This window comes from uncultured Tenacibaculum sp. (genome assembly GCF_947498805.1).
Lineage (GTDB): Bacteria > Bacteroidota > Bacteroidia > Flavobacteriales > Flavobacteriaceae > Polaribacter.
Map to the genome: position 1 here is coordinate 15,483 of NZ_CANMLT010000002.1, position 23,182 is coordinate 38,664.

The window sequence follows — 23,182 nt, forward strand, 5'->3', positions numbered from 1 at the left end:
TTTATTGAGAAAAAATAGACAACTATAAAATTTACCCTAATAAAGGTATTTTTTCGAAAACACATTCATTTTAGTTTTGAGGTATAATTAAAATTATTTAGACAAATGACAAAAAATACATTTTTAAAAACAGTAGAACACAAACAAACTTTTTATAGTAAGGGTACTTATTGCAGAAAAAATAATGAGATTAAAGTATCAACGGAAATCCCAGTAATCTCTTTGTCCGATTCTAAAAATGAATATAGTTTGAAACATCAAAAAAGTTACGATATTTCAAATGATTTTATTCCATGTATGCTTTCCGTATATAAACATGGTCATCCAACTCATCGAGAAAAAATAATAGGTGATAATCTAAATTGGGATAGACAAACTCTAACATTAGATTCTATTTTTAACTGTACAGATTTTTCTTGCGAAAAAATTTTGGTAATTACAGTTCATGATGAAGACTTTGAAGATTGGCACATTAATGTGTATCGTTTTTTTGTTCAACATCACGTTGATTTTAATACTTCTACTAATGAATTTGAATGCGATATTGATCTTCTTCAAGATTTTATTGGTGGAAAATCTGATGTATCTCTCATTGAAGAAGAACCTAGAACAGTAGGAGGTGGTGTATTGGATCCTGCATAAATAGTCGTATTTTAACATTTTAAAAATTGAAGCTTTGAAATATACCCTCCTTTTATATAGTCTGTTGCTATCTAGTATGATGTTTTCTCAGGAAGTACTATTAGATTCTTTATTGGATAAGAAGAAATACTTACTTTTTGAGGGAGAGCTTAAGGGATTAACTAGTTCTAACAAAGATAGTAGTCAATACTGGTATTATAAAGGAAAGTTAGATCTTAAAAAACGTGAGATAAGAAATGCATTTATATCTCTTAAAAAAGTAGATACAACTCAACTTTCTCAGATTTATAAAGGATGGTATTTTTATATTCTGGGAGACGCCTATAGATATAATAATCAAGAAGAAAAAGGTTTTTTTCTTAAGCTTAAATCAAAAGAAATATTTGATGTTATTAATAATACTGAAATGTCAAATGCTGTAAATTATGATTTACATTATACTTTAGTTTCACAAGATTTTTTAGAATATGATGGACAATCTTATTTAAAGACTTTTTTTGATAATGCTCAAGAAAAAGGAAATATTAATCAATTACTGACAGCTCATCTAAGTTTGAGTTTTTTAGGACTTTCTCCGAGTAATGTAAAAAATGCAGTTTTTCATTTAGAAAAAGCAAGACATTATGCTAATTTAATCGGAACACCTGAAGCATTGTATAAATTACATAATTATAAAGCAGTTTTTTATCAAAGTTATACAAATGACTTAATGAAATCTAAAATGCATATAGATAGCATGATACATTATGCAAATATTATTAATTCGCCAGATAGGATTGATTCCTCTTTTAAGACAAAAGCATATTCATATACATTACAAGGTGAGTATAAAAAGGCTATCAAGGAGCTTTTAAAAGCAGAATCTTTACCTATAAGAGAAAATATTTATAATAGGAAAAAAGGGCTGTATAGATATCTTTCTTTAAACTATGAAAATTTAAATAAAAAAGATTCTGCTTTTTTCTATTATAAGAAAATGGTTGCATATGGAGATAGTATCAGTATTAGTAAGCAAAACACAATATTAACATTATTAGAGACTCAAGAATTGTCTCAAAAAAATTTAATGTTAGATGCCGAACGTATTAGACATAAAAATAGATTTTATTTAGCTATTGGAGTTTTATTAATTTCTTTGATATTAGGTACACTTGTAATAATGTATTATCGTAAAAAAAAGCAACTAGCTGAAAAGGATAAGGAATTAAAAGCTATTGATGCTCGTAATGAAGAAAAAGATCGTCAAAGACAACGTATAGCAGGAGAATTACATGATAATTTAGGAGGTTTGATTGTGGCTATTAAACAATCTTTTGATAATTTAAAAGCGAGTAAAGATCGTCTTCAGCAAGAAGAAGATAATTTGATGTTTAAAACAAAGGGTTTATTAGATGAAGCATACAAAAAAGTCAGAAATATGGCGCATCTTGAAGAGTCTGCATCTCGAAATTCTGGTTATTGGGTAGATGTAATTAAAGATTATGCATCGATAATAAATGAGAGTAATCAATTATCTGTTGAAGTACAGAGTTATGGAACAGCTAATATTATTGATACATCTGTAGAAAATGATTTGAGACGTATCACTACAGAGTTGATTACTAATGCTATAAAGCATGCTGAAGCATTAGAAATTTCTGTTGATATCACTGCTAATGAGAATGCTTTAACAATAATTGTTGAAGATAATGGTATAGGCTTAGACAAAACTAAATTGGAACAAAAAAAAGGTTTAGGACTATATAGCATAATGAAAAAAGTGGAAGAATTAAAAGGAACATTTACTATTGACTCTCTCCCAAATAGAGGAACCACATTTATAACAGAAATACCATTATGATTAATATAGTAATTGCCGAAGATCACAATAGTTTAATAGATGGAATTGATATTTTCTTTAAGTATGAAGAAGATATTAACATTATAGGAAAAGTTAATGATGGTAGTGCATTGTTAGATTTTCTGGAGAAAAGGAATAGACAAGTAAATATTGTTGTAGTAGATATTCGTATGCCAAAATTAAATGGTATTGAAGCTACAAAAGAAATTAAAGAAAAGTATCCACATATAAAGATTATTGCGTTTACGATGATTAGAAAGCGTGAAGTTGTAAATAAAATGATAACAGCAGGTGTTAAAGGATATTTACTTAAAAATGTAAGTTTACCTACTTTAAGAGAAGCTATTAGAGAAGTATATAAAGGTGAAACCTATTATGATGCTGATCTTTCTTTAGAGGAAGAAAATTCTTCTGCAGAGATTAAAAAAGAAAATCTTCTAACCAAACGTCAAAACCAAATTTTGGATCTCATAGGTAAAAGATTTAGTAATAAAAAAATCGCGGAGAAATTATTTATTAGTGAGCATACTGTGACTTCTCATCGTAAAAACATGATTGAAAAATTGAATCTTAAAGGTAGAGATGCCCTTTTGAGTTATGCCTTAAATAGAGACTACGATCTTTAGTCTAGTCTTACATTCTTTCCTAAATATACCCTAATAAGGGGATTGATATTTTTATCTCTTCTGATGTACTTGCAACCAACTTTAAATAAGTACTATGGGATCAATAAAACCTAAATTAGAGAGAGAGAATACACCAAAATCTCCTTTAGATGTATTAGACAATTTGAAAAATCGTTACAAAGATAATCCTGAAATATTAAGGGAAATAATGCTTCACATTGATGTGAGTAATGATAGTAAATTCTTCAAAAGTCTTCAGGCATTTTTATGTGATAGAGAAGATGCTCATATTATTGATAAAATTTTCAATTCAACCATTGAAGGTATATCAGTAGAGATGGATTTATATAAGCGAGCTGAACAGAGTATCATAAAAGAAGTAGATCGTCCTGTTTTTTTGATTAATAATGATCAAATTGATATTTCTAGGATTACAAAATGGAATAATCAAATAGAACAAAATGTAGAAACAATTTCTAAAGCAATTCGGTCTGTTGGGCGTATTGAGATAAAAGGAGATGATGTTAATTTTATTGGGACAGGTTGGCTAATTAAAAATACTAATATAATAGTCACAAATAGGCATGTAGCAGATGAATTTGCTGCAAGAAAAGAGGGAGAGTTTCTATTTAGACAGGATTGGTTAGGAGATACTTATTCAGTGAGAATTGACTTTAAAAAAGAGCATTCATCTAACGCAGAATATGAATTTTCAGTAAAAGAAATAGTTTATTTGGCTAAACAACGAGATTTGGATATTGCTTTATTACGTATTGATAATGAGAATTTTAAAGGGGATGGGTTACCTGAAGGCTTAGAATTATCACACGCAATACCAAATCTACAAGATGAAATTTATGTTATAGGTTTTCCTGCTTGTAATGGTATAAAAAACAAAACGTTAAGAGATAAATATTTCAATGGAATAATAGGTAAAAAGCAATTTGCACCAGGGACATTTTGTAAAACTGGAACTAGCAAATACATATATAGGCATGATTGTACTACTTGGGGAGGAAACTCCGGTTCTCCTGTAATTGATTTTAGTTCAGGTAAAGTATTAGGTATTCATTATGCAGGTATTAATGAAAATTATGGAGGATACCGAGCAAACTTTTCAGTAAGTGTTTTAGCTCTTGTAGAAATTTTGGAGGAATTAAATATCCGTTATGACTATTAATTACTATTTACAAATTGAAATTGAATCATGAAAAGTATAATTTTTATTGTGGCTATTAATTTTTCATTAGCACTAGCAGTACAAAAAAACGTTAAAATTAAAGAACAAACAGAAAAGGTTAATATTTCAGAACCTTATATTCAACAACAAATAGATAAAGAAGTAAATGCTTTAAAAGAAAACATTCTAAACAATCGAGAGCAGGTTCTTGAAAATAAGAATAATATAAACAATTTGTTTATTACAAAGCTCGGAACTCAGGGGTTAATTATAGGAGGTGTTTCAGGATTATTTGCATTTTTTGGGTTTGGGTATTATTTGAAGGAATATCTTAAAAGTAAGATTAATAAAAATGTAATTTTTTTAGAAACTGAGTGTGAAGAATCGTTAAAGAACGTACAAAAAATAGAAGAAGAAACACTTTTACGTATTCAAAATACGGAAATTGTAAACAATGATTTACGGGCAAAATCAAGAATATTACTTATTAGTGAAACAAGTACATCAGTAAATGATTCTCTAAAACAAATTTTTGAAGAAAGCACAACAAAAGTGACTTTTAATTGTACGCATATACGAATAAAATCACTTAGTTTTGAGGAGGTTAAGGTTGTTTTGGTAAATAGCGGTAGCTTGTTAGTCAGTGATTTTGATATGATAATTTTGGATAACTGTGATGCTGAAAATAGACAATGGTTAGACAATCAAAGTAACAGTGATGGATTCAAGAAAGAGATGCTAAATTTCACTAATGAGTTTTTAAAATTAAAAATAGGATTTCTATATTTTTCAAATGACCAGCGTTTTCCTTCGCGAGAACAAGGGTTTAGAAAATTGAAGAACAAATATCTATTAGATTATGTGAATTCTCATGCACATTTATACGTTAATGCTATGAATGTTTTAAAACTCAAAAATTTATATAATGGTTAAGTAAAAAGATAAAGGAACTTTAATTAAGTAACAAAGTAATATACCCTTACCAAGGTATTGAAACCATGCTAAAATGTGACGTTCTTGTCATTAATTAATAATAGAATTTTTTATAATTATGGCAAGAGAACACGTCTCAAAAAGAGATATAGCAAATTGGGCTGTAAACACAGTGAATTTACCTAGTGATAAAGCCAAAGAATATCGAGAACAGGCAAATCGACTTAGGGAAAAACTAAAGAATTACTTAAATAATCATCCAGACTTTGTATTAAAAAGAATGCTAATTTCTGGAAGTCTTGCAAAAGGCACTGCTTTAAAATCAACTAGTGATATTGATGTTGGTTGTTATATAAAGGCGGACGGTGCTCCATCTAGTATAAAAGAGTTGTTAGATTATTTAGCAGAAAAACTGAGAAAAGCATTTCCAAACTTTAGTCCAAATCAAGTAGTTCCACAAACATATTCTGTACAAGTTTCTTTCAAAGGAACTGGATTGGATGTGGATATAGTTCCAATTCTCTATTATGATGATCCTAATTGGTATGGAAATCTTGTTAGTCAAGACGATGGTTCGCTTTTAAAAACTAATATACCATATCATATAGAATTTATAAGGGCAAGGAAAACAAAAAACAATACTCATTTTGCTCAAGTAATAAGACTTGCGAAATACTGGGCTAAAAACATAAAAAGTGAAAATCCTAGTTTTAAGTTCAAGTCATTTATGATTGAACTAATTTTTGCAAAACTTGCAGACAATGGACAAGACTTTTCGGATTATCCAGAAGCCCTACAAAGTTTTTTTACCTACTTAGCAACCACAGACGTAAGAGAGCAAATTTCATTTGATGACTATTACCCTTACAGTGCTATTGGTTCGTTTTCAGAACCAGTACAAATGATTGATCCGGTCAATGAAGAGAATAATGCAGCAAAACTGTATACAAACATTCAAGCAGATTTAATTGTCGATGCCGCTATTGATGCAGGAGATGCTATTGATGCAGCTTTAGCTGCTACAACTAAACAAGAGACTATTTATTACTGGAAAAAAGTATTTGGTCCATCATTTCACATTTAAAATTATAACTATGAGTTTTAATAGTACATATAACAACAGTTTTACAGTAACCCATGCTAAAAAACTAGGAGCTAAAGTAGCAACAGATTTAAAAAGAATACAAAGGTTTTATGGAGATCCATCAGATAGCCTTATAGCTAATTATGAAGCCGAAATAGTAGAACTTCTTAAAGATGGCTACTTAGATACTGTTACATACGGATTTCAGAGAAATGGGAACTGGATTGAGCCAACAGTTAGATTTACAGCCCAAGACCTTGTAAATTCATTTGGAGAAGACGATGATCCAGGAAGAATAAGACCAGGAGCTAATGTAGATGGGGCATCTTTTTATAGTTATCTTATTTATACTTCCCAATGGGATAATTTAAGTTCAGAAGAAAGAAATCAGTATGAGAATAATTTACCTTTTAGAAGATCAGGAGCTACTGAACCAGGTATAAATGGTTATTTATCACAAGATAAAACATATACCTCTGGAAGCAAATCATTGAATCGTTTCACTGTTAAAAAATATTAAAGATGAGTGCAAGATTATTAGCAGAAAACTTGTTTGAACAAGCAATTATATACCCTAATACAGATTATCGAGATAGACTAAATGCATTAATTGGACTAGATAATCATAAAAATCGAATGGCTAAAATATTAAGCCTTCTAATAAATCCAGAAGGAATTGAGTTGTGGATGAATAAATATCATCCTAATGCAAAGCGTATATCCGATATTGTCTTAAGAAGACCACCATTAGTAATTTTAGAAGGTGATGTAGGTGCAGGTAAATCGGAATTGGCAACTTGTATTGGAGATGCTGTTGCCAGACAAGAAGGAATAGATATCACTTTACTGCCTTTAAGTTTATCTACAAGAGGGCAAGGTCATGTTGGAGAAATGACAAAACTAATATCAACAGCATTTGATTACACAGTCGAAAAGGCCGGGAAACTAAAGAATTCTTCAGGAAAATCTAAAGGAGGATTAATTCTTTTAGTTGATGAAGCAGATGCTTTAACCCAATCTAGAGAAAGTAATCAAATGCATCATGAAGATAAAGCAGGAGTAAATGCATTTATTCGTGGAATTGATAGAATCGCTAATGGGAAACTACCGGTAGCAGTTATCATGTGTACAAATCGCTTGAACTCTTTAGATCCAGCAATTAAAAGAAGGGCTGCGGATATCTTAAAATTTGGCAGACCAAATAAAGAACAAAGATTATTTGTATTAAGAGAACCATTAACAGAACTTGGTTTTACTGATGATGATATCAAAGATATAGTCGAGATTACAGGAGAGACTACGGAAAGAGAATATGGATTTACTTTTTCTGATTTAATACAACGTCTTTTACCTTCTTTAGTTTTGGATGCATATCCAAATGAAGCTGTAAATCATAAAAAAGCTAAAGAAATTGTAGAGAGAATTATACCAACACCTCCATTTCAAGATAATACTGTTGTTCTTAAATAAAAAAATCATGAAAAAGACGAATGGCAAGTCTATTGAAACAGGTTTTGTTATAGGAGGTATCTTAGGTTTGATGTCAAATGTAGTATGTCAAGCAGAAATAAAAGAAGAGAATCCGGATAGGAAGTTCGATTTCAAATCACTAATATTAGCAGGAATATTAGGTTCGATTATAGGAGCAGTAAGTTTTGGTATTATTGACTTTTTACTTTCTGTTTTTACGAGTAAAGAAGAAATATTAGATGAAAGAGATGAAATTAGTTATTTAGCATCTGTATTAAAAACATATGAGCCAAATGAAGTAGATAGGGAAGTGCTTATCAAAGGTAGAAGAATAAAAAATGCAATTAACGAAAGGTTTGGGTTTGATCTATTAGGAAGAGCGACATATCAAGGTTCTAAAGCAGTTGGGACAGCCTTAAGTGGCTTGTCTGATCTTGATATTTTAATTAAATTTAAGAAAACAAGCTTTTATCAAACAAGAGAAATGTATTTTGAATTGTATAATTTTTTAAAGCATAATTTTAAAGATCCCGACTTAATAAGTGTTCGTCAGCAAAAAGTTTCTATTGGTTTGATATTTAATATTAAAGGGTCTGAAGAAATTATTGATGTAGTTCCATCGTTGAGAACAGATTTTGAGAAAGGTAAAAATGACTACCACCTATATAAAAACCCAATATTTTCTAGGGGTTCAACAAAGCTTAAAATGAATCCTCATAAACAAAAAGATCTTGGAGATTTCGAGAAAGAAAAAATAGAGGTAATTAAGTTGGTAAAGATCTTAAAAAGTCAAGAAAGATTACCCTTAAAGTCAATTCTTATTACTGAACTTACTAAGAGAGCTTTTGAAGAAATAAAAATGCCTAAAGAACTTAATCAGATTTTATTAAAAGTATTAGAATATATAAAAGATAATATTCTAACGATTCAAGTTAAATCTCCGGATAATGCAAGAGTATCTTTAACGGATTTAATTCCTTTTGAAGAAAAAAAAGAAATAAAAAATGTATTGGATAAAGTTTTGTCTAATATTAAATATAATAAAAAATATCTCGTAGATTATTTTCCTGAGAAATAAAGAATCCTTATTAATATAAATGCATTTATACTTATTTAAACAGTGTTTATGCGATAATCTAAAAGCCATTTCCATTATAGTCTAAACAACGTTTCTATTATGGTCTAAATGACATTTAGAGGGAAAGCAAAAAACAGCACTATGTAGAATTACCATAGTGCTGTTGTGTTTTACATCAAAAAAGATGTATTTTAAGAGACTGTTAATGTAAATTGAGACTCCGTAACCTTCACAGTTTTAAGAAAGATACCTACACTATGAGTCGCCTGCGTCTTAATACGAACCTTATAGGTACCAGGGGCTAGGGTAGGCACTTGTCCAATAATTTTCTTATAATTGTTTTGAGCCAAGTGATCTACTTTAAACTCGGTATTGTTTTCGGAAACAAAATACAAGCCTACTTCAGCTTGATCTCCAGCAACCTTTAATCGCAATCCGTTTAATTCAAAAATACCATTCGGACTTAGTTTAGCATTGGTGGTTTGACTGGTAATGTCTTTTAAATTGGTAATTAGGGTTGAGCTTACCGGTGCCGTTACCTTTTGCAAAGGAATGTCTCGTTTTACTTCATTGATGAGTTTTCCGCTGTTTAGGTTGACATGCAATTTGTGTTTTTCTAAATTAAAACTCTCTTCTTCTGTTTCAAATACGCCTGTCATGGAATAGCCTATATTAAACAAGGGTAGGTTCAAATTATCACCCTCTTCAATAGATTGTATGATTTCCTCATAAAAAGAGTTTAACACCGCTACAATATCGGTTTTGCTCACCAGGTTACGCTTGCTGAGCATTTTTTCAATAAGCTCATTTTGATTTACGGTACGTTCCGTTAGGATACGTGCAGAAAAGTTTACCTCATCCGTTAACTTGTTTTCTACTAAATAGTACTTCATAATATTCAATTTTTAAATTACGTTCTTTTTCTGTTGCATACTTATCCGTAGCGAATGAAGCTGCAAAAGTTTTTAATTAAACTTTGTAATTAATATTGAATGTAGGGTAGTGAAGAAAGAGAGAGCAATTTTTCTTTACAGTCAATTGTATTTAGCTCTAAAGTATAGTTTTTTAGTGAATATTGACGTGTTTTGTACGACTTTTTTATCAAAATAACCCAAAAAATTGTCAAAACAAGCTTTTAATAGTATTGCTAAAAATTCTTAATGGTATATAAAAAAAGGACTACCTAACGCAGTCCTGTATATGAGTTGTGATATAGCAAAGAGTTTAAGACTCGTCTAACAAACGATGATCTTTAAGCTCTTTTAAAATTTTATCAATGACCTTTTTGGTAGCATATTTTGCTATTTTTCCTTTAAACAAATTAAGTAAGGTCCTGATCCACCAAACATTGTTAAAGAAGTCTTTGATCTTGGTAATCAAAATGAGCTTCACTCGGTCTCGTATTTGCGAGCGATATTGTTCAATCTCTGCAGGTTTTAATTGTGGAAACTTTTCAATGGTATAAGAAAAGGGAGAAGATGGAATTCCCGTATAATCTGGATCTTTAAAATCTGGAATGATTGGAAATAACACACGCCTATCTGGATTTCTCTCTATTCTTGGTACACGTTTAAAGGCCTCTAAAGCTTCATCGCTTAGATTTTCAAACAAAGGATGTAGGTTGTTGGGGTCGTATTCAAGCATAAAAATACCTTGTAGAAAGTTACGCGCATTGTCTCTACCTAAAAAGTAATCATGATCGCGAAATTTCTTGTCTAAAAAACCTCCAAAACCACCTAAGACAGCAGAAGCAATGGGTGGATGCGCTCTTGGAATAGATTCTCCAGGTCTGCCACCTCTTTTGGGTTTTCTTTTAGATGGGTATACCAACATTTTAAACTCGTCTCCAAAAAACTCAGGCTCTCTTTTAAGAAGCGCTTGTTCTTGAAACATCGGATAGGCATTCTTGATAAAATCAACCACGTTGAACTGAAAAATAGAACGTTTTTTTTCTTCCTCTTTCTCTGTACGTTCTGTAGCGCTGAGATTGCTTTCTATTTCGTGTATTTCAGTTTGATCATAAAAATTAGGAAACGGATCAATCATAATAATCCCATAATTCGGATGTTCTTTATTGTAGGCATCACTACGAGCTTTCAATTCCCTCAATACTTGGGTATAAGGTTCATTATTAATGGTACCTCCATCAACAGAGGTAAAATCAAACATCTCATCTTCCAACACCACTTTTATTTTTGAGGGATCAATATTTCCCATATTGGCCACAATATTGTTGTGCACATATTCTTTAGATAATAACTGCTTAAATTGCCTTGGAGCAAGCCCTATAGGAAAAGCACTGGTACCTTTGGCACATAGCTTTAAAAAGGCACGTTTATCTGGATCTTGTAAATCAAAATGAAAAGCATGATGGATGTCTTGTTCGTTATGGGTCATTTTAAAACGTGCAATGATCATATGTTCGCTCATACGATGGGCAGGAATATTTTCAATAAATCCATAGTCACGCGCATCAAATTCCACTTCAAAAGGAATACCTCTCACACTACATAAGGTAACGAGTAGGTAAATGTCTTTTGTGATGAAATCGGGTAAATTGGCAATATCAAACAAGTCAGGATTTTTGTCGAACACAGCATTGGCCACCTCATCAATAAAACTCGAATTGAGTAAGGAGGGAACCCCATTTGTACTGTTTTCGATATCGGCAACATCCAGTATTTTATCCATTACCTTTTTTGCTTTCTCGTCGGTAGGGTCCTCATTTAAAAGCACCCAGGTATCGTAAAATATATTGCCTGTTTTAGTATCAGACGGAGCATGAACAGGTTGATGACCTTTCATCATTTCTAAAATACTCATCATAGAGGTAATACCACCCGCAGAAGCACCTCCAACAACCTCAATCATTACATTGTGCATAGGTACCTTTTTATCATAGTCTGGAGCCTCTTTTCCTACCGTACGATTATGTTCCTTTTTGGCTTCCCATATACTTAAAGCTTCCAATAAATAATCCATAAAACCAGCGGTATACGCTCCGGCAGAAACCGCACCAGCCATGGTAATTCCTAGTTTAAATGTGTTTGTGTCAGTTGGCATAATTTTGAGTGTTATAAGGTTTACATAGTGTACAGGGTTATGAATAGGCATTTTAAAAACACAATTCATAAACCAGTTGTACTAATAGTATCCTATGGAATGCTTGGTTTAAAGCTTTTAAAATTAACGAATTCTAAAGGATACCTTGGTTATCTTTTGGTTATCAAAATAATGAATACCCATAGAGGAGCCTATACTCATCTATGGGTATTTCTTTTTCATCGTTGATTGAAATTAAGGGAAGATATAAAGAGGGACTTCTATTTCTAATTTTTTTTAAAGATGGGATAAAATTTTGAGCTATTCTTACTGATATCCGTAAAAGGCTTTGATTTTAATTAAAAGTTTTGTGCGCAATGGTTGTCTATGGTTCTTTTTCTTCCTGAGACGAAAATTGCATATAAACAAAAACCGCTTTACAAATACATGTAAAGCAGTTTAAGCTTGTTTTCTTACCCTTTATGGTGTAAGCACGGAATTCTGGATCCGAACTATCAAGTTATAGTGTTTATGGTTGATGGCGAATTTAGTATATTTTTATGAAAAAACCTTGCCGTTGGTCGTATTTTTGATAAAGTAGGTCTTTGTAAGAGGTTTGTTATGAGTTATTTATGAATCCTGGAGGGATGGAAAGGGGAAATATGGCGTTCTAAACCTAAGGTATTGGTTGAACAATAAAAAAACTCTGGGGACTATAAACCAGCCAATCCGAATTAAATTTAAACCCTTCTAATCATTAAACTATGATAATACATCCTATCTGATATACCAAACATATACTTCGGACTGGCCTTTTTTATATGGGGGATTCTTTTATTGTTAAACCTATGGCAAATGTAAGTGATGAAAAGGGAATAGTCTTACGGGTTCTCGTATTCTGAAGAAAAAAAGTGCTATAAATACAAAAACTACCTTTTGCAAGGTAGCCTTTGTTTTTTCCCCTATTCAACGATGATTGAATATAGATGGATAAAACAATGTGATCATATAAAAACGAACAGTCTAAGAAATTATCAATTACTTAAAATATAAATTAACAATTGTAGCACTTAACTATATATTTTCAAACTGTTTGGTTAGTCGTTGCTATTAGAAAACATTAATTAAACATCTTGAGATAAACCTACGAACTTATTTTGGAATAATTTTACGGGTTCTCGTAATTGGGAAGAAAAAAGTGTATATAAATACAAAAACTACCTTAATCGTAAAGTAGTTTTTGCTTGTTTTCCCTTTATATGATATGGTCGTGAATTATATACCCGTCCATTCCACGATAAACATAACTCTTTCTTTTATAACATCCTTACGGGTTTCCGTAGTTTGGAGAAAAATTAACACTTTATAACAAGTTTATTTTCTCTTGGATTTTATCTAAGGCTAAATTATGTATACTTCCTATGTGTGTATGCGGTTTGGAAGTATCCGGTACATAGGTGCCTTCATTCACTTGCATGCCTATTTTTTGATAAGCCTCTCTAAAACTTATCCCTTGTGTTACTAGAGTGTTGATGTTATCTACCGTAAACAAATACTGATACTTTTCATCGTTTAAATCAATGTCTTTCACAATAATCTGCTGAATCGCATAATCAAAAATATCTAGGACATCTTTTAAATCTTCAAAAGCATAGATAATGTTTTCTTTGAGTAACTGATAATCTCTATGGTATCCGCTTGGTAGATTGTTTGTTAGTAATAAGGTTTCGGTATACAAAGCTTGAATTTTATTACACTTTCCACGAATCAGTTCAAATACATCCGGATTCTTTTTATGCGGCATAATACTACTTCCGGTAGTTAATTCATCAGGAAAGGAAATAAATCCAAAATTCTGACTCATATATAAACAAATGTCCATTGCAAAACGAGCGAGTGTATTTGACAAGCTACCCAATGCCATGGCAACCGTACGCTCACTTTTTCCTCTGCTTAACTGTGCAGCCACTACATTGTATTTTAAAGAGCTAAAATCCAATGCTTGTGTGGTAAATGCTCTATCAATAGGGAAGGAGCTCCCATAACCCGCGGCAGAGCCTAGTGGATTTTGATCTACGGTTTTATAAGCGGCTTGTACCATATATAAATCGTCTATCAATACCTCCGCATAGGCAGAAAACCAGAGTCCGAATGAAGAAGGCATGGCTATTTGTAAATGGGTATATCCTGGTAACAATTGCTCTTTATATTGATCTGCTAATTGTAAGAGTGTAGCAAATAGTGTTTTTGTTTTTTGAGTAAGTGCAGCTAGATTGTCTTTATAATACAACTGTAAAGCTACCAATACCTGATCGTTTCTAGAACGAGCCGTATGAATCTTTTTACCAACTTCTCCGTATTGTTGGGTAAGCTCGTATTCTATTTTAGAATGTACATCTTCAAAGCTATTATCAATAACAAAAGTACTATCCGTTATTTGTTGGGCTATTTGTTCGAGTCCTTCTAATAGCTGAGCGCATTCTTTTGTAGTAATAATACCAATGCTTTCTAGCATTTGGGCATGTGCTATAGAAGCTTGTACATCGTATGCTGCTATGTGCATATCCACCTCTCTATCGTTTCCAACAGTGAAGTTTTCTATTTTTTTATCTATGTGTATTCCTTTATCCCAGAGTTTCATGGTTTTTTAGTTTTAAAGTTTTTAATTCTTAGTTCTTAGTGTTGAGTTATTAGTTTCTTGTTTCTTGTTTCTTGTTTCTTGTTTCTTGTTTCTTGTTTCTTGTTTCTTGTTTCTCCTGTCTCCTGTTTCTTGTCACTTCGAGTGAAATAATCCGTAGCGAAGTGGAGGAGTATTTTGTATCGAGAAGTTTTTGTTGTTGTAAATGTTCTCGATACAATTTTGTTTCGTTTCACTACACAAAACCACTCGAACTGACAGTTGTGTTCTTTTTTGGGAACTAACAAAATTCTATTTTTTAGTCATTTGTTTTTCGTCTTTTGTCTTAGGTCTCATGTCTTTATTCTTATTTTTCATTCCTTATGTCACTTCGAGTGAAATATTCCGTAACGAAGTGGAGGAGTATTTTGTATCGAGAAGCTTTTGTTGTTGTAAATGTTCTCGATACAATTTTGCTTCGTTTCACTTCACAAAACCACTCGAACTGACAGTTGTGTTCTTGTTTCTTGTTTCTCCTGTCTCTCGTCTCCTGTCATTGCGCGGGTATTGCGGCAATCTGTTTATTGTGTACGTTATGTTTTTGACAGATTACTTCGTTTCACTCGTAATGACGTCGTTGAGTTTTTAGTTCCTATTGTCACTTCGAGTGAAATATTCCGTAACCAAGTGGAGGAGTATTTTGTATCGAGAAGCTTTTGTTGTTGTAAATGTTCTCGATACAATTTTGTTTCGTTTCACTTCACAAAACCACTCGAACTGACAGTTGTGTTCTTGTTTCTTGTTTCTCCTGTCTCTCGTCTCCTGTCATTGCGTGGGTATTGCGGCAATCTGTTTATTGTGTACGTTATGTTTTGGCAGATTACTTCGTTTCACTCGTAATGACGTCGTTGACTTTTTAGTTCCTATTGTCACTTCGAGTGAAATAATCCGTAACGAAGTGGAGGAGTATTTTGTATCGAGAAGCTTTTGTTGTTGTAAATGTTCTCGATACAATTTTGCTTCGTTTCACTTCACAAAACCACTCGAACTGACAGTTGTTTCCTGTTTCTTGTTTCTCCTGTTTCTTGTCTCCTGTCATTGCGAGGGCACCGCGGCAATCTGTTTGTTGTGTACGTTATATTTTGACAGATTACTTCGTTTCACTCGTAATGACGTCGTTGTTGTTTTTAGTTCCTATTGTCACTTTGAGTGAAATAATCCGTAACGAAGTAGAGGGTTATTTTGTATCGAGAAGCTTTTGTTGTTGTAAATGTTCTCGATACAATTTTGTTTCGTTTCACTACACAAAACCACTCGAACTGACAGTTGTTTCTTTTGGTGACTAACAAAATTCTATTTTTTAGTCATTTGTCTTTCGTCTTTTGTCTTTCATCTAGACTCTTTACAATACTTTCTCCAACAATTGTATATACAACTCAATACCTTCTTCAATTTCCTGTAGGTAAATGAACTCATCAGCGGTATGTGATCGTTTACTGTCTCCAGGTCCTAGTTTTAAAGACGGACAGCTTAACACAGATTGGTCAGAAAGGGTAGGAGAGCCATAGGTTTTTCTTCCTAAGCTAATTCCTGCTTGTACCAATGGATGTTCTTTAGGAATCGAAGAAGAGTTCAAATGCAAACTTCTTGGTGTGATGCTCGTACAAGGCGCATGCTTTTGTAAATATGCATTGATTTCTTCGTTGGTATACTGGTCATTTACGCGAACATCTACTACCAAAGAAACATTGGCAGGCACGGCATTGTGTTGTTTCCCTGCATTGATTTGAGTTACCGTAAGCTTTACATCTCCCAAAGTTTCTGAAGTTTTCTCAAAAGCTAGCTTTTGAAACCATTCCAATACCTCAATAGCATTATAAATCGCATTATCATCATTTATATGGGCAGCATGACTCGGTGTACCGGTTATTTCGGCATCAAAAACAACCAATCCTTTTTCGGCAATGGCTAGTTGCATTAATGTAGGTTCTCCGACAATGGCAACATCGATGTTCGGAAGTTCTTTTAACAATCCGTTTAAACCATTCGGACCGCTACTTTCTTCCTCCGCAGTTCCTGCAAAGACCAAATTATAAGCTAGGTTTTGTTGCTGATAGAAATAGGTATAGGTAGCTAATAAAGATACCAAGCATCCTCCAGCATCGTTACTTCCTAATCCATATAGCTTACCATCTTCTACAATTGGACTAAACGGATCTTTGGTGTATCCGTTATTTGGTTTTACCGTATCGTGATGCGAGTTGAGCAATAGGGTAGGTTTGCTAGGATCATATGCTTTGTGTACCGACCATACATTGTTTTGCGTTCGTGTATACGGAATATCAAAGCTTTGAAACCAGTTTTCTAATAATTGCGCCGTATGCTCTTCTTCCGAAGAAAAGGAAGGCGTGACTATTAAGTCTTTTAATAAAGCGATGGCCTTTGTAGTGAGTTTTGAAATCATTGTAATTGTAATAGCGTGTGTGTTGTTGTATTGAATAGCATCTCTGTAGTACCTATGTGTACTTGAGAGACATTGTTTTGTAAGGCATGGAAGCAATTGTCTAACTTCGGAATCATCCCCTCAAAAATGACTTGTTCCTTTTTTAATTGTTGGTATTCTTTAAAATGCATTCTTTCGATAACCGATGTAGAATCCTGTACATCTTTTAAAACTCCTTGTTTGTCAAAACAGTAATACAATTCTGTTCTATAGTATTTACCAAAGGCTATAGCTAATTCAGAAGCAATGGTATCTGCATTGGTGTTTAGTAGATTCCCTTTGGTATCATGTGTAATAGCACAAAACACCGGTGTAATATGTTGTTTGATCAATAGTTCTAAAGTGGATATATTGACATCCACTACATCTCCTGCATATCCGTAATCGATAGGTTTTGAAGGTCTTTTTTTAGCAAGAATAGTTTGTCCATCTGCACCTGTAAAACCCAATGCATTTACCTGATTTGCCTGAAGCTTAGCCACAATATTTTTATTGATTTTTCCTGCATATACCATGGTAATAATATCAAGCGTTTCGGTATCTGTAATCCTTCTACCATCAATCATCTGTACAGGAATGTTGAGCTTATTGGATAGTTCTGAAGCTAGTTTTCCACCTCCATGCACTAATATCTTCGGACCTTCTATTTGATGGAAATTAGTCAAGAAACTATCTAATGCTTCTTGGTTATTGATAATATTTCCTCCGATTTTTATGATTTTCATTTGTTTTTTGTTTTCTATTGTCATTGCGAACCTTTCGACTGTCGCTCAAGACAGGCTAAAGTGCGGCAATCTGTTTATTGTGTACGTTATGTTTTGACAGATTACTTCGCTTCACGTTGTTTCACTCGTAATGACGTTAATTTTCTTGTTTCTTGTTTCTTGTTTCGTTTTTAGTCTTCGCTTCTAATGTCACTTCGAGTGAAATTATCCGTAACGAAGTGGAGGGTTATTTTGTATCGAGAAGTTTTCGTTTCTAATTTGTTCTCGATACAATTTTGTTTCGTTTTACTTCACAAAACCACTCGAACTGACAGCTGTGTTCTTATCTCTCATCTTTCCTCTTAGGTCTAAACCAATCCCATCAATATCTCCTGCAACACCACTTGTGCGGCATAGGTTCTGTTGTTTGCTTGTGCTATAACCAGAGAATTATTTCCGTCTAAAACAGCATCTTCCGCAACTACATTTCTTCTTATAGGTAAACAGTGCATAAACTTGGCGTTCCCTAATTTTTCTTGGGTAATCGTCCAGTTAGTATGGTTAGTACTGTTAGTATCGTTGGTATCCATAGGAAGTATTTTTCCATAGTCAGAAAAAGAGCTCCAGTTTTTGGTATATACAAAGTCAGCATCTTGTAAAGCCTCTTCTTGATTATATACAATACTCGCATTTTTTGTAACCTTAGTATCTAATTCATACCCCTTGGGATGCGTGATTACAAAATCAATAGTATCACTCATACGATGCATAAGATGTACAAAAGCATTGGGTACCGAATGTGGTAATGCCTTCGGATGTGGTGCCCATGACAATACTACTTTTGGTTTTTGAACGGTCTTATGCTCTTCTAAAGTAATCGCATCGGCGAGTGCTTGTAACGGATGGTCTGTAGCACTTTCCATATTGACAATAGGAATACTGGCATAGTTTTGAAAGCTCTGTAATACCCACTCAGCAGTATCTTTTTCTTTATCGGTTAAGCTTGGAAATGCTCTAATAGCAAGGATATCTCCATATTGAGAAATTACCTGAGCGGCTTCTTTGATATGTTCAGAAGTATTTAAATTCATGATGGTTCCTTCTTCAAACTCTATATTCCAAGTAGCATTGATGTTTAAAATACTCACCTCCATTCCTAGATTCTTGGCGGCCTTTTCGGTACTTAATCTGGTACGTAAGCTCGCATTGAAAAATAGCATGATTAAGGTTTTGTTTTTCCCTAAATGACTATACTGAAAAGGATTATTTTTCAATTGAATTGCCTTTTTAACAAGCGTATTTAGGTTCTTTATATCATTTAAACTAGTATACTGTTTCATGATGTAATGGTTTTTAATTCTTGTTGGAGGGCGTGAATAAATAGATCTACATGTTCTTTTTGTAAACTCAACGGAGGTAGAATTCTTAATAAATTCGGATTCTTAGCACTCCCTGTAAAAATATGCTGATTAAACAACAAGGACTTTCTTAAAGAAGCTATGGCAAACGGAAACTCGATACCCAACATGAGTCCTCTTCCTTTAATAGCGCTTATTTGCGGAATCTCGTTGAGCTGTGCTATCAAATATGCTGAAATATTAAGAGTATGCTCTAATAGTTGCTCCTTTTCAAGAGTTTTTAAAACAGCTAAAGAAGCGGCGCAAGCCAAATGATTTCCGCCAAAGGTGGTTCCTAATAATCCGAAAGAAGCTTTGATAGCTGGATGAATAAGAATACCACCAATAGGAAAACCATTCCCCATTCCTTTAGCCATAGAGATAATATCTGGCTGAATACCGTGTTTTTGAAAGGCAAAGAAATCACCTGTTCTACCAAATCCCGATTGTATTTCATCGGCAATCAATAGGGTATGGTACTTTGTACACAGTGTTCTTACACCTTGATAAAAAGAGGTAGAGGCTTCGTCTAAACCACCAACTCCTTGTATGGTTTCTAGTATCACGGCACATACGTCATGGGTTTGTAAGGCCTGTTCAACTGCTTCTAAATCTTCAAAATCAATAAAAATTACCTCTTGTTGTGCATTGATAGGAGCAATAATCTTCGGATTATCCGTTGCCGCAACTGCTGCCGAGGTTCTACCATGAAAGGAGTTTTTAAAAGCAATCACTTTCTTTTTACCTGTATGAAAAGAGGCTAGCTTTAAGGCATTTTCATTGGCTTCTGCCCCTGAGTTGCATAAAAACAATTGGTAGTCTTTACAATTCGCCATGCTAGTTAATTGTGTGGCCAGTGTTGTTTGCAAAGGGTTTTGAACAGAATTGCTATAGAACCCCAATGCATTTACTTGTGTTTGTATAGCTTGAGTATAGGCAGGGTGCGCATGTCCGATAGAGATCACCGCATGTCCGCCATACAAATCTAAATACACTTCATTGTTGGTATCGTATACGAATACATCTCTACCTTTTACAGGGGTAATATCAAATAATGGATATACATTAAACAGACTCATATTTGCTCTTTTTTAATGGTATTAATTTTATTGAAAGAGGACACCATTCCTTGAATCAATGCAGCACTTAGTCCTTTGTGTTCCATCTCATTCAAACCTTCAATAGTACAGCCCTTTGGAGTGGTTACTTTGTCTATTTCTTGTTCTGGATGACTGCCTGTGTTGATTAATAAATTAGCGGCTCCCTCACTGGTATACATGGCTAGTTCTTGCGCTTCTTTAGCGTCAAAACCTAGTTGAATGGCGGCTTGTGTAGTTGCTCGTATTAGACGCATCCAAAAAGCAATTCCACTTGCACATACTACAGTAGCGGCCTGCATTTGACTTTCTGGAATCACTAAAGTATTTCCAAGTACATTAAAAATAGAAGAAGCAAGCGCTACATGTCCGTTGGCACTGGCATTACTACAAATACAAGTCATAGATTTCCCTACAGCAATAGCAGTATTAGGCATCGCTCTGATAATGTTGTGTGCCGCTCCAATACTTGCTTCAATTTTATCAATTGAATAGCCTGTAATGGTAGAAATGATGACATGATTTGGAGTTAATACTGGTTGAATTTCTTGTAGTATTTGCTCAAAATGTCTTGGTTGTACTGCAAAAATTAGAATATCGGCTTGTTGAACCGCCTCCATATTGCTGGTAGTTAGCTGTACATTTTCGGTAGTAGCAAACTCTTCCAATTCTTTGAGGTTTCTTTTGGTTAAAATAAGTTGAGTAAAGGTGTTGTTTTTAATCAATCCTTTGGCAATTGATTTTCCTAAGTTTCCGGTTCCGATGATGGCTATTTTCATGTTCTTTTTGTTTATTTTTTAATGATTAGAAGTAGGTTGCTTTTAAGTGTAATCCGGTAGCTTCAGGTAAGTCAAATAATAGATTCATGTTTTGTACTGCTTGTCCTGAAGCTCCTTTTAAAAGATTGTCTATACTACTTGTAATTAATAATTGATGGTGGTGTTTATGTAAGTGAATCAAGCACTTGTTGGTGTTTACCACTTGTTTTAAATGAATTGAGTTTTCTGAAATATGGGTAAAAGGATGTTCTTTGTAATATGCTACATACAATTCTTTGGCTTCCTCAATGCTTCCCTCAAATTCGGTATAAAGGGTTGCAAAGATTCCTCTTGAAAAGTTTCCTCTATTCGGAAGGAAAAAGAGCTCCGATTCAAAAGATGATTGCAAGGAGGTTACTGTTTGTTGTATTTCTCCTAAATGCTGATGGGTAAATGGCTTATAGTAAGAGAAGTTATTATCTCTCCAGGTAAAGTGCGTGGTAGCAGATAGGGAAGTACCCGCACCTGTGGCTCCTGTAACCGCATTGATATGAACATCGTTTACCAATTGCTTTGAATTAGCCAAAGGGAGTAATGCCAATTGAATGGCGGTGGCAAAACACCCTGGATTCGCAATATACTTGGCATTTTGAATAGCTTCTTTTTGAAATTCTGGCAAGCCATATACAAAGTCTTTCTCATTGAAAATGGCATCTTTAGAAAGTCTAAAGTCATTCCCTAAATCAATAATTTTAGTATACTTGGCAAAAGTGTATTTCTCTAAGAACTTCTTTGAGTTTCCATGTCCGAGACACAAGAAAAGCACATCAATACTATAATTGATTTCTTGTGTAAATTTTAAGGCTGTATTCCCCTCTAAGTCTTGATGTACATGAGAAAGCTTATTACCCGCATTAGAAGTACTATATACAAAATTGATAGCTGCATTTGGATGTTGTAATAAGAGTCTGATTAATTCTCCTGCTGTATATCCTGCTCCTCCTATGATTCCTACTTGTATCATGTTTATTGATTTACTTGTTGATAGATTTTGTTTTGATTTCCTAAAAGCTTAATAAAACCTTTGGCTTCCTCGGCTGTCCATCCGGTATTCATTTCTCCATAACTACCAAATTGAGCATTCATTAAATCATGAGGAGATGAGATTCCGTCTAAACTAAAGTGATAAGGTTTTAGCGTAACAAATACATGGCCTGTAACTTTGTCTTGACTGTTTTCTAAGAAAGCTTCTATGTTTCTCATTACTGGATCTAGATACATACCTTCATGCAAGTGCATTCCATAAAAATTAGCTAGGTATTCTTTATGCTGTAATTGCCATTTGGTAAGGGTATGTTTTTCTAGTAGGTGATGGGCTTTGATTATAATTAAAGCGGCTGCAGCTTCAAAACCGACTCTTCCCTTAATTCCCACGATAGTATCACCTACATGAATGTCTCTACCAATAGCAAAAGAAGATGCAATCATATCTAAAACTTTGATATTGGTAACCATGTCTTTATGAACATCATTAATTGCAATCAATTCCCCTTTGCTAAAGGTTAGTTTAACCGTTTTAGGAGTTACTTTGTTGAGTTGTGATGGATAGGCTTGTTCTGGTAATGGTTTGTTTGAAGTTAATGTTTCTTCACCACCAACACTAGTTCCCCATAAGCCTTTGTTGATAGAATACTTGGCTTTTTCCCAAGAAAGTGCAATACCATTTGCCTTTAAATAATCAATTTCTTCCTGTCTTGATAGTTGTAAATCTCTAATAGGCGTAATGATTTCAATTTCTGGAGCCAAGGTTTGAAAGATCATGTCAAACCTAACTTGATCATTTCCTGCTCCTGTACTTCCGTGTGCTATGTAGGAAGCTCCAATACTTTTGGCATAATTGATAATTTCAATAGCCTGAATAATTCTTTCTGCACTTACAGAAAGAGGGTAGGTATTGTTTTTTAAAACATTTCCGAAAATTAAATACTTTACCACCTTTTCGTAGAAGTCGTTTACGGCATCAATGTTTTTGTAGGTACTTACTCCCATGAGATAAGCTTTTTCTTCAATATGTTTAACTTCTTCAGAAGAGAAACCTCCAGTATTTACACTTACTGCGTGTACTTCATACCCTTGTTTTACTAGGCTAACTGCACAATATGATGTGTCTAAACCTCCACTATACGCAATGACTAATTTTTTCATTTGATA

General features: G+C 33.4%; 19 protein-coding genes. 9 read left to right on the forward strand and 10 right to left on the reverse strand.

Annotated features, from left to right (window positions below; genetic code table 11):
• The first annotated feature begins 249 nt into the window (after nt 1-249).
• From Q0873_RS03165 to Q0873_RS03205, 9 genes are all read left to right on the forward strand, one after another.
• Complete coding sequence (locus tag Q0873_RS03165; RefSeq protein WP_299104347.1) at nt 250-642, forward strand: hypothetical protein; 393 nt, start codon at nt 250-252, stop codon at nt 640-642.
• Between the two features lie 34 nt (nt 643-676).
• Entirely contained in the window at nt 677-2,482 is a 1,806-nt protein-coding gene (locus Q0873_RS03170; protein WP_299104349.1) for an ATP-binding protein, read from the forward strand.
• Complete coding sequence (locus Q0873_RS03175; RefSeq protein ID WP_299104351.1) at nt 2,479-3,108, forward strand: response regulator transcription factor; 630 nt, start codon at nt 2,479-2,481, stop codon at nt 3,106-3,108. Before Q0873_RS03170 ends, Q0873_RS03175 begins: the two co-directional genes overlap by 4 nt.
• 94 nt (nt 3,109-3,202) lie before the next feature.
• Entirely contained in the window at nt 3,203-4,288 is a 1,086-nt protein-coding gene (locus tag Q0873_RS03180; protein WP_299104352.1) for a serine protease, read from the forward strand.
• 27 nt (nt 4,289-4,315) lie between these two features.
• Nucleotides 4,316-5,221, forward strand: coding sequence for a hypothetical protein (locus Q0873_RS03185; RefSeq protein WP_299104353.1), 906 nt, complete (start codon nt 4,316-4,318; stop codon nt 5,219-5,221).
• Between the two features lie 118 nt (nt 5,222-5,339).
• Nucleotides 5,340-6,305 carry a CBASS oligonucleotide cyclase gene (locus Q0873_RS03190; protein WP_299104354.1) on the forward strand — a complete coding sequence of 322 codons (966 nt, stop codon included), beginning with the start codon at nt 5,340-5,342 and terminating at the stop codon, nt 6,303-6,305.
• A gap of 10 nt (nt 6,306-6,315) precedes the next feature.
• Nucleotides 6,316-6,825 carry a hypothetical protein gene (locus Q0873_RS03195; RefSeq protein ID WP_299104355.1) on the forward strand — a complete coding sequence of 170 codons (510 nt, stop codon included), beginning with the start codon at nt 6,316-6,318 and terminating at the stop codon, nt 6,823-6,825.
• 2 nt (nt 6,826-6,827) lie between these two features.
• Entirely contained in the window at nt 6,828-7,775 is a 948-nt protein-coding gene (locus Q0873_RS03200; protein WP_299104356.1) for an AAA family ATPase, read from the forward strand.
• Nucleotides 7,776-7,782: 7 nt separating this feature from the next.
• A complete protein-coding gene (locus tag Q0873_RS03205) occupies nt 7,783-8,853 on the forward strand; it encodes a hypothetical protein (protein ID WP_299104357.1) in 1,071 nt (356 codons plus the stop codon).
• A gap of 191 nt (nt 8,854-9,044) precedes the next feature.
• On the opposite strand, the gene Q0873_RS03210 is transcribed toward Q0873_RS03205, so the two are convergent.
• From Q0873_RS03210 to Q0873_RS03255, 10 genes are all read right to left on the reverse strand, one after another.
• Nucleotides 9,045-9,746, reverse strand: a complete 702-nt coding sequence (locus tag Q0873_RS03210; protein ID WP_299104359.1) for a DNA-binding domain-containing protein — start codon at nt 9,744-9,746, stop codon at nt 9,045-9,047.
• Between the two features lie 331 nt (nt 9,747-10,077).
• Nucleotides 10,078-11,916 (reverse strand): hypothetical protein, encoded by a 1,839-nt coding sequence (locus tag Q0873_RS03215; protein WP_299104360.1) that lies wholly within the window; start codon nt 11,914-11,916, stop codon nt 10,078-10,080.
• 1,342 nt (nt 11,917-13,258) lie between these two features.
• A complete protein-coding gene (gene argH / locus Q0873_RS03220; protein ID WP_299104361.1) occupies nt 13,259-14,536 on the reverse strand; it encodes an argininosuccinate lyase in 1,278 nt (425 codons plus the stop codon).
• A 1,378-nt stretch (nt 14,537-15,914) separates the two neighbouring features.
• Complete coding sequence (locus Q0873_RS03225) at nt 15,915-16,976, reverse strand: M20 family metallo-hydrolase (protein ID WP_299104362.1); 1,062 nt, start codon at nt 16,974-16,976, stop codon at nt 15,915-15,917.
• Complete coding sequence (gene argB, locus Q0873_RS03230) at nt 16,973-17,740, reverse strand: acetylglutamate kinase (protein WP_299104363.1); 768 nt, start codon at nt 17,738-17,740, stop codon at nt 16,973-16,975. Before argB ends, Q0873_RS03225 begins: the two co-directional genes overlap by 4 nt.
• A gap of 347 nt (nt 17,741-18,087) precedes the next feature.
• Nucleotides 18,088-19,059, reverse strand: coding sequence for an acetylornithine carbamoyltransferase (locus Q0873_RS03235; protein ID WP_299104364.1), 972 nt, complete (start codon nt 19,057-19,059; stop codon nt 18,088-18,090).
• On the reverse strand, nt 19,056-20,195 hold the full coding sequence (locus Q0873_RS03240) for an aminotransferase class III-fold pyridoxal phosphate-dependent enzyme (RefSeq protein ID WP_299104365.1): 1,140 nt from the start codon (nt 20,193-20,195) through the stop codon (nt 19,056-19,058). Before Q0873_RS03240 ends, Q0873_RS03235 begins: the two co-directional genes overlap by 4 nt.
• Nucleotides 20,192-20,992 carry a pyrroline-5-carboxylate reductase gene (proC, locus tag Q0873_RS03245; RefSeq protein ID WP_299104366.1) on the reverse strand — a complete coding sequence of 267 codons (801 nt, stop codon included), beginning with the start codon at nt 20,990-20,992 and terminating at the stop codon, nt 20,192-20,194. The genes Q0873_RS03240 and proC overlap by 4 nt, the downstream gene beginning before the upstream one ends.
• Before the next feature lie 25 nt (nt 20,993-21,017).
• Entirely contained in the window at nt 21,018-21,995 is a 978-nt protein-coding gene (gene argC, locus Q0873_RS03250; protein ID WP_299104367.1) for an N-acetyl-gamma-glutamyl-phosphate reductase, read from the reverse strand.
• Between the two features lie 2 nt (nt 21,996-21,997).
• Complete coding sequence (locus Q0873_RS03255; RefSeq protein ID WP_299104368.1) at nt 21,998-23,176, reverse strand: argininosuccinate synthase domain-containing protein; 1,179 nt, start codon at nt 23,174-23,176, stop codon at nt 21,998-22,000.
• Nucleotides 23,177-23,182 lie beyond the last annotated feature (6 nt).

Coding starts and splice junctions, on each gene's coding strand:
- argB (WP_299104363.1), bottom strand. CDS start 17,740: ATGAAAATCATAAAAATCGGAGGAAATATTATCAATAACCAAGAAGCA.
- argH (WP_299104361.1), bottom strand. CDS start 14,536: ATGAAACTCTGGGATAAAGGAATACACATAGATAAAAAAATAGAAAAC.
- Q0873_RS03255 (WP_299104368.1), bottom strand. CDS start 23,176: ATGAAAAAATTAGTCATTGCGTATAGTGGAGGTTTAGACACATCATAT.
- Q0873_RS03240 (WP_299104365.1), bottom strand. CDS start 20,195: ATGAGTCTGTTTAATGTATATCCATTATTTGATATTACCCCTGTAAAA.
- Q0873_RS03235 (WP_299104364.1), bottom strand. CDS start 19,059: ATGAAACAGTATACTAGTTTAAATGATATAAAGAACCTAAATACGCTT.
- argC (WP_299104367.1), bottom strand. CDS start 21,995: ATGATACAAGTAGGAATCATAGGAGGAGCAGGATATACAGCAGGAGAA.
- Q0873_RS03205 (WP_299104357.1), top strand. CDS start 7,783: ATGAAAAAGACGAATGGCAAGTCTATTGAAACAGGTTTTGTTATAGGA.
- Q0873_RS03180 (WP_299104352.1), top strand. CDS start 3,203: ATGGGATCAATAAAACCTAAATTAGAGAGAGAGAATACACCAAAATCT.
- proC (WP_299104366.1), bottom strand. CDS start 20,992: ATGAAAATAGCCATCATCGGAACCGGAAACTTAGGAAAATCAATTGCC.
- Q0873_RS03175 (WP_299104351.1), top strand. CDS start 2,479: ATGATTAATATAGTAATTGCCGAAGATCACAATAGTTTAATAGATGGA.
- Q0873_RS03200 (WP_299104356.1), top strand. CDS start 6,828: ATGAGTGCAAGATTATTAGCAGAAAACTTGTTTGAACAAGCAATTATA.
- Q0873_RS03195 (WP_299104355.1), top strand. CDS start 6,316: ATGAGTTTTAATAGTACATATAACAACAGTTTTACAGTAACCCATGCT.
- Q0873_RS03210 (WP_299104359.1), bottom strand. CDS start 9,746: ATGAAGTACTATTTAGTAGAAAACAAGTTAACGGATGAGGTAAACTTT.
- Q0873_RS03215 (WP_299104360.1), bottom strand. CDS start 11,916: ATGCCAACTGACACAAACACATTTAAACTAGGAATTACCATGGCTGGT.
- Q0873_RS03185 (WP_299104353.1), top strand. CDS start 4,316: ATGAAAAGTATAATTTTTATTGTGGCTATTAATTTTTCATTAGCACTA.
- Q0873_RS03225 (WP_299104362.1), bottom strand. CDS start 16,976: ATGATTTCAAAACTCACTACAAAGGCCATCGCTTTATTAAAAGACTTA.
- Q0873_RS03190 (WP_299104354.1), top strand. CDS start 5,340: ATGGCAAGAGAACACGTCTCAAAAAGAGATATAGCAAATTGGGCTGTA.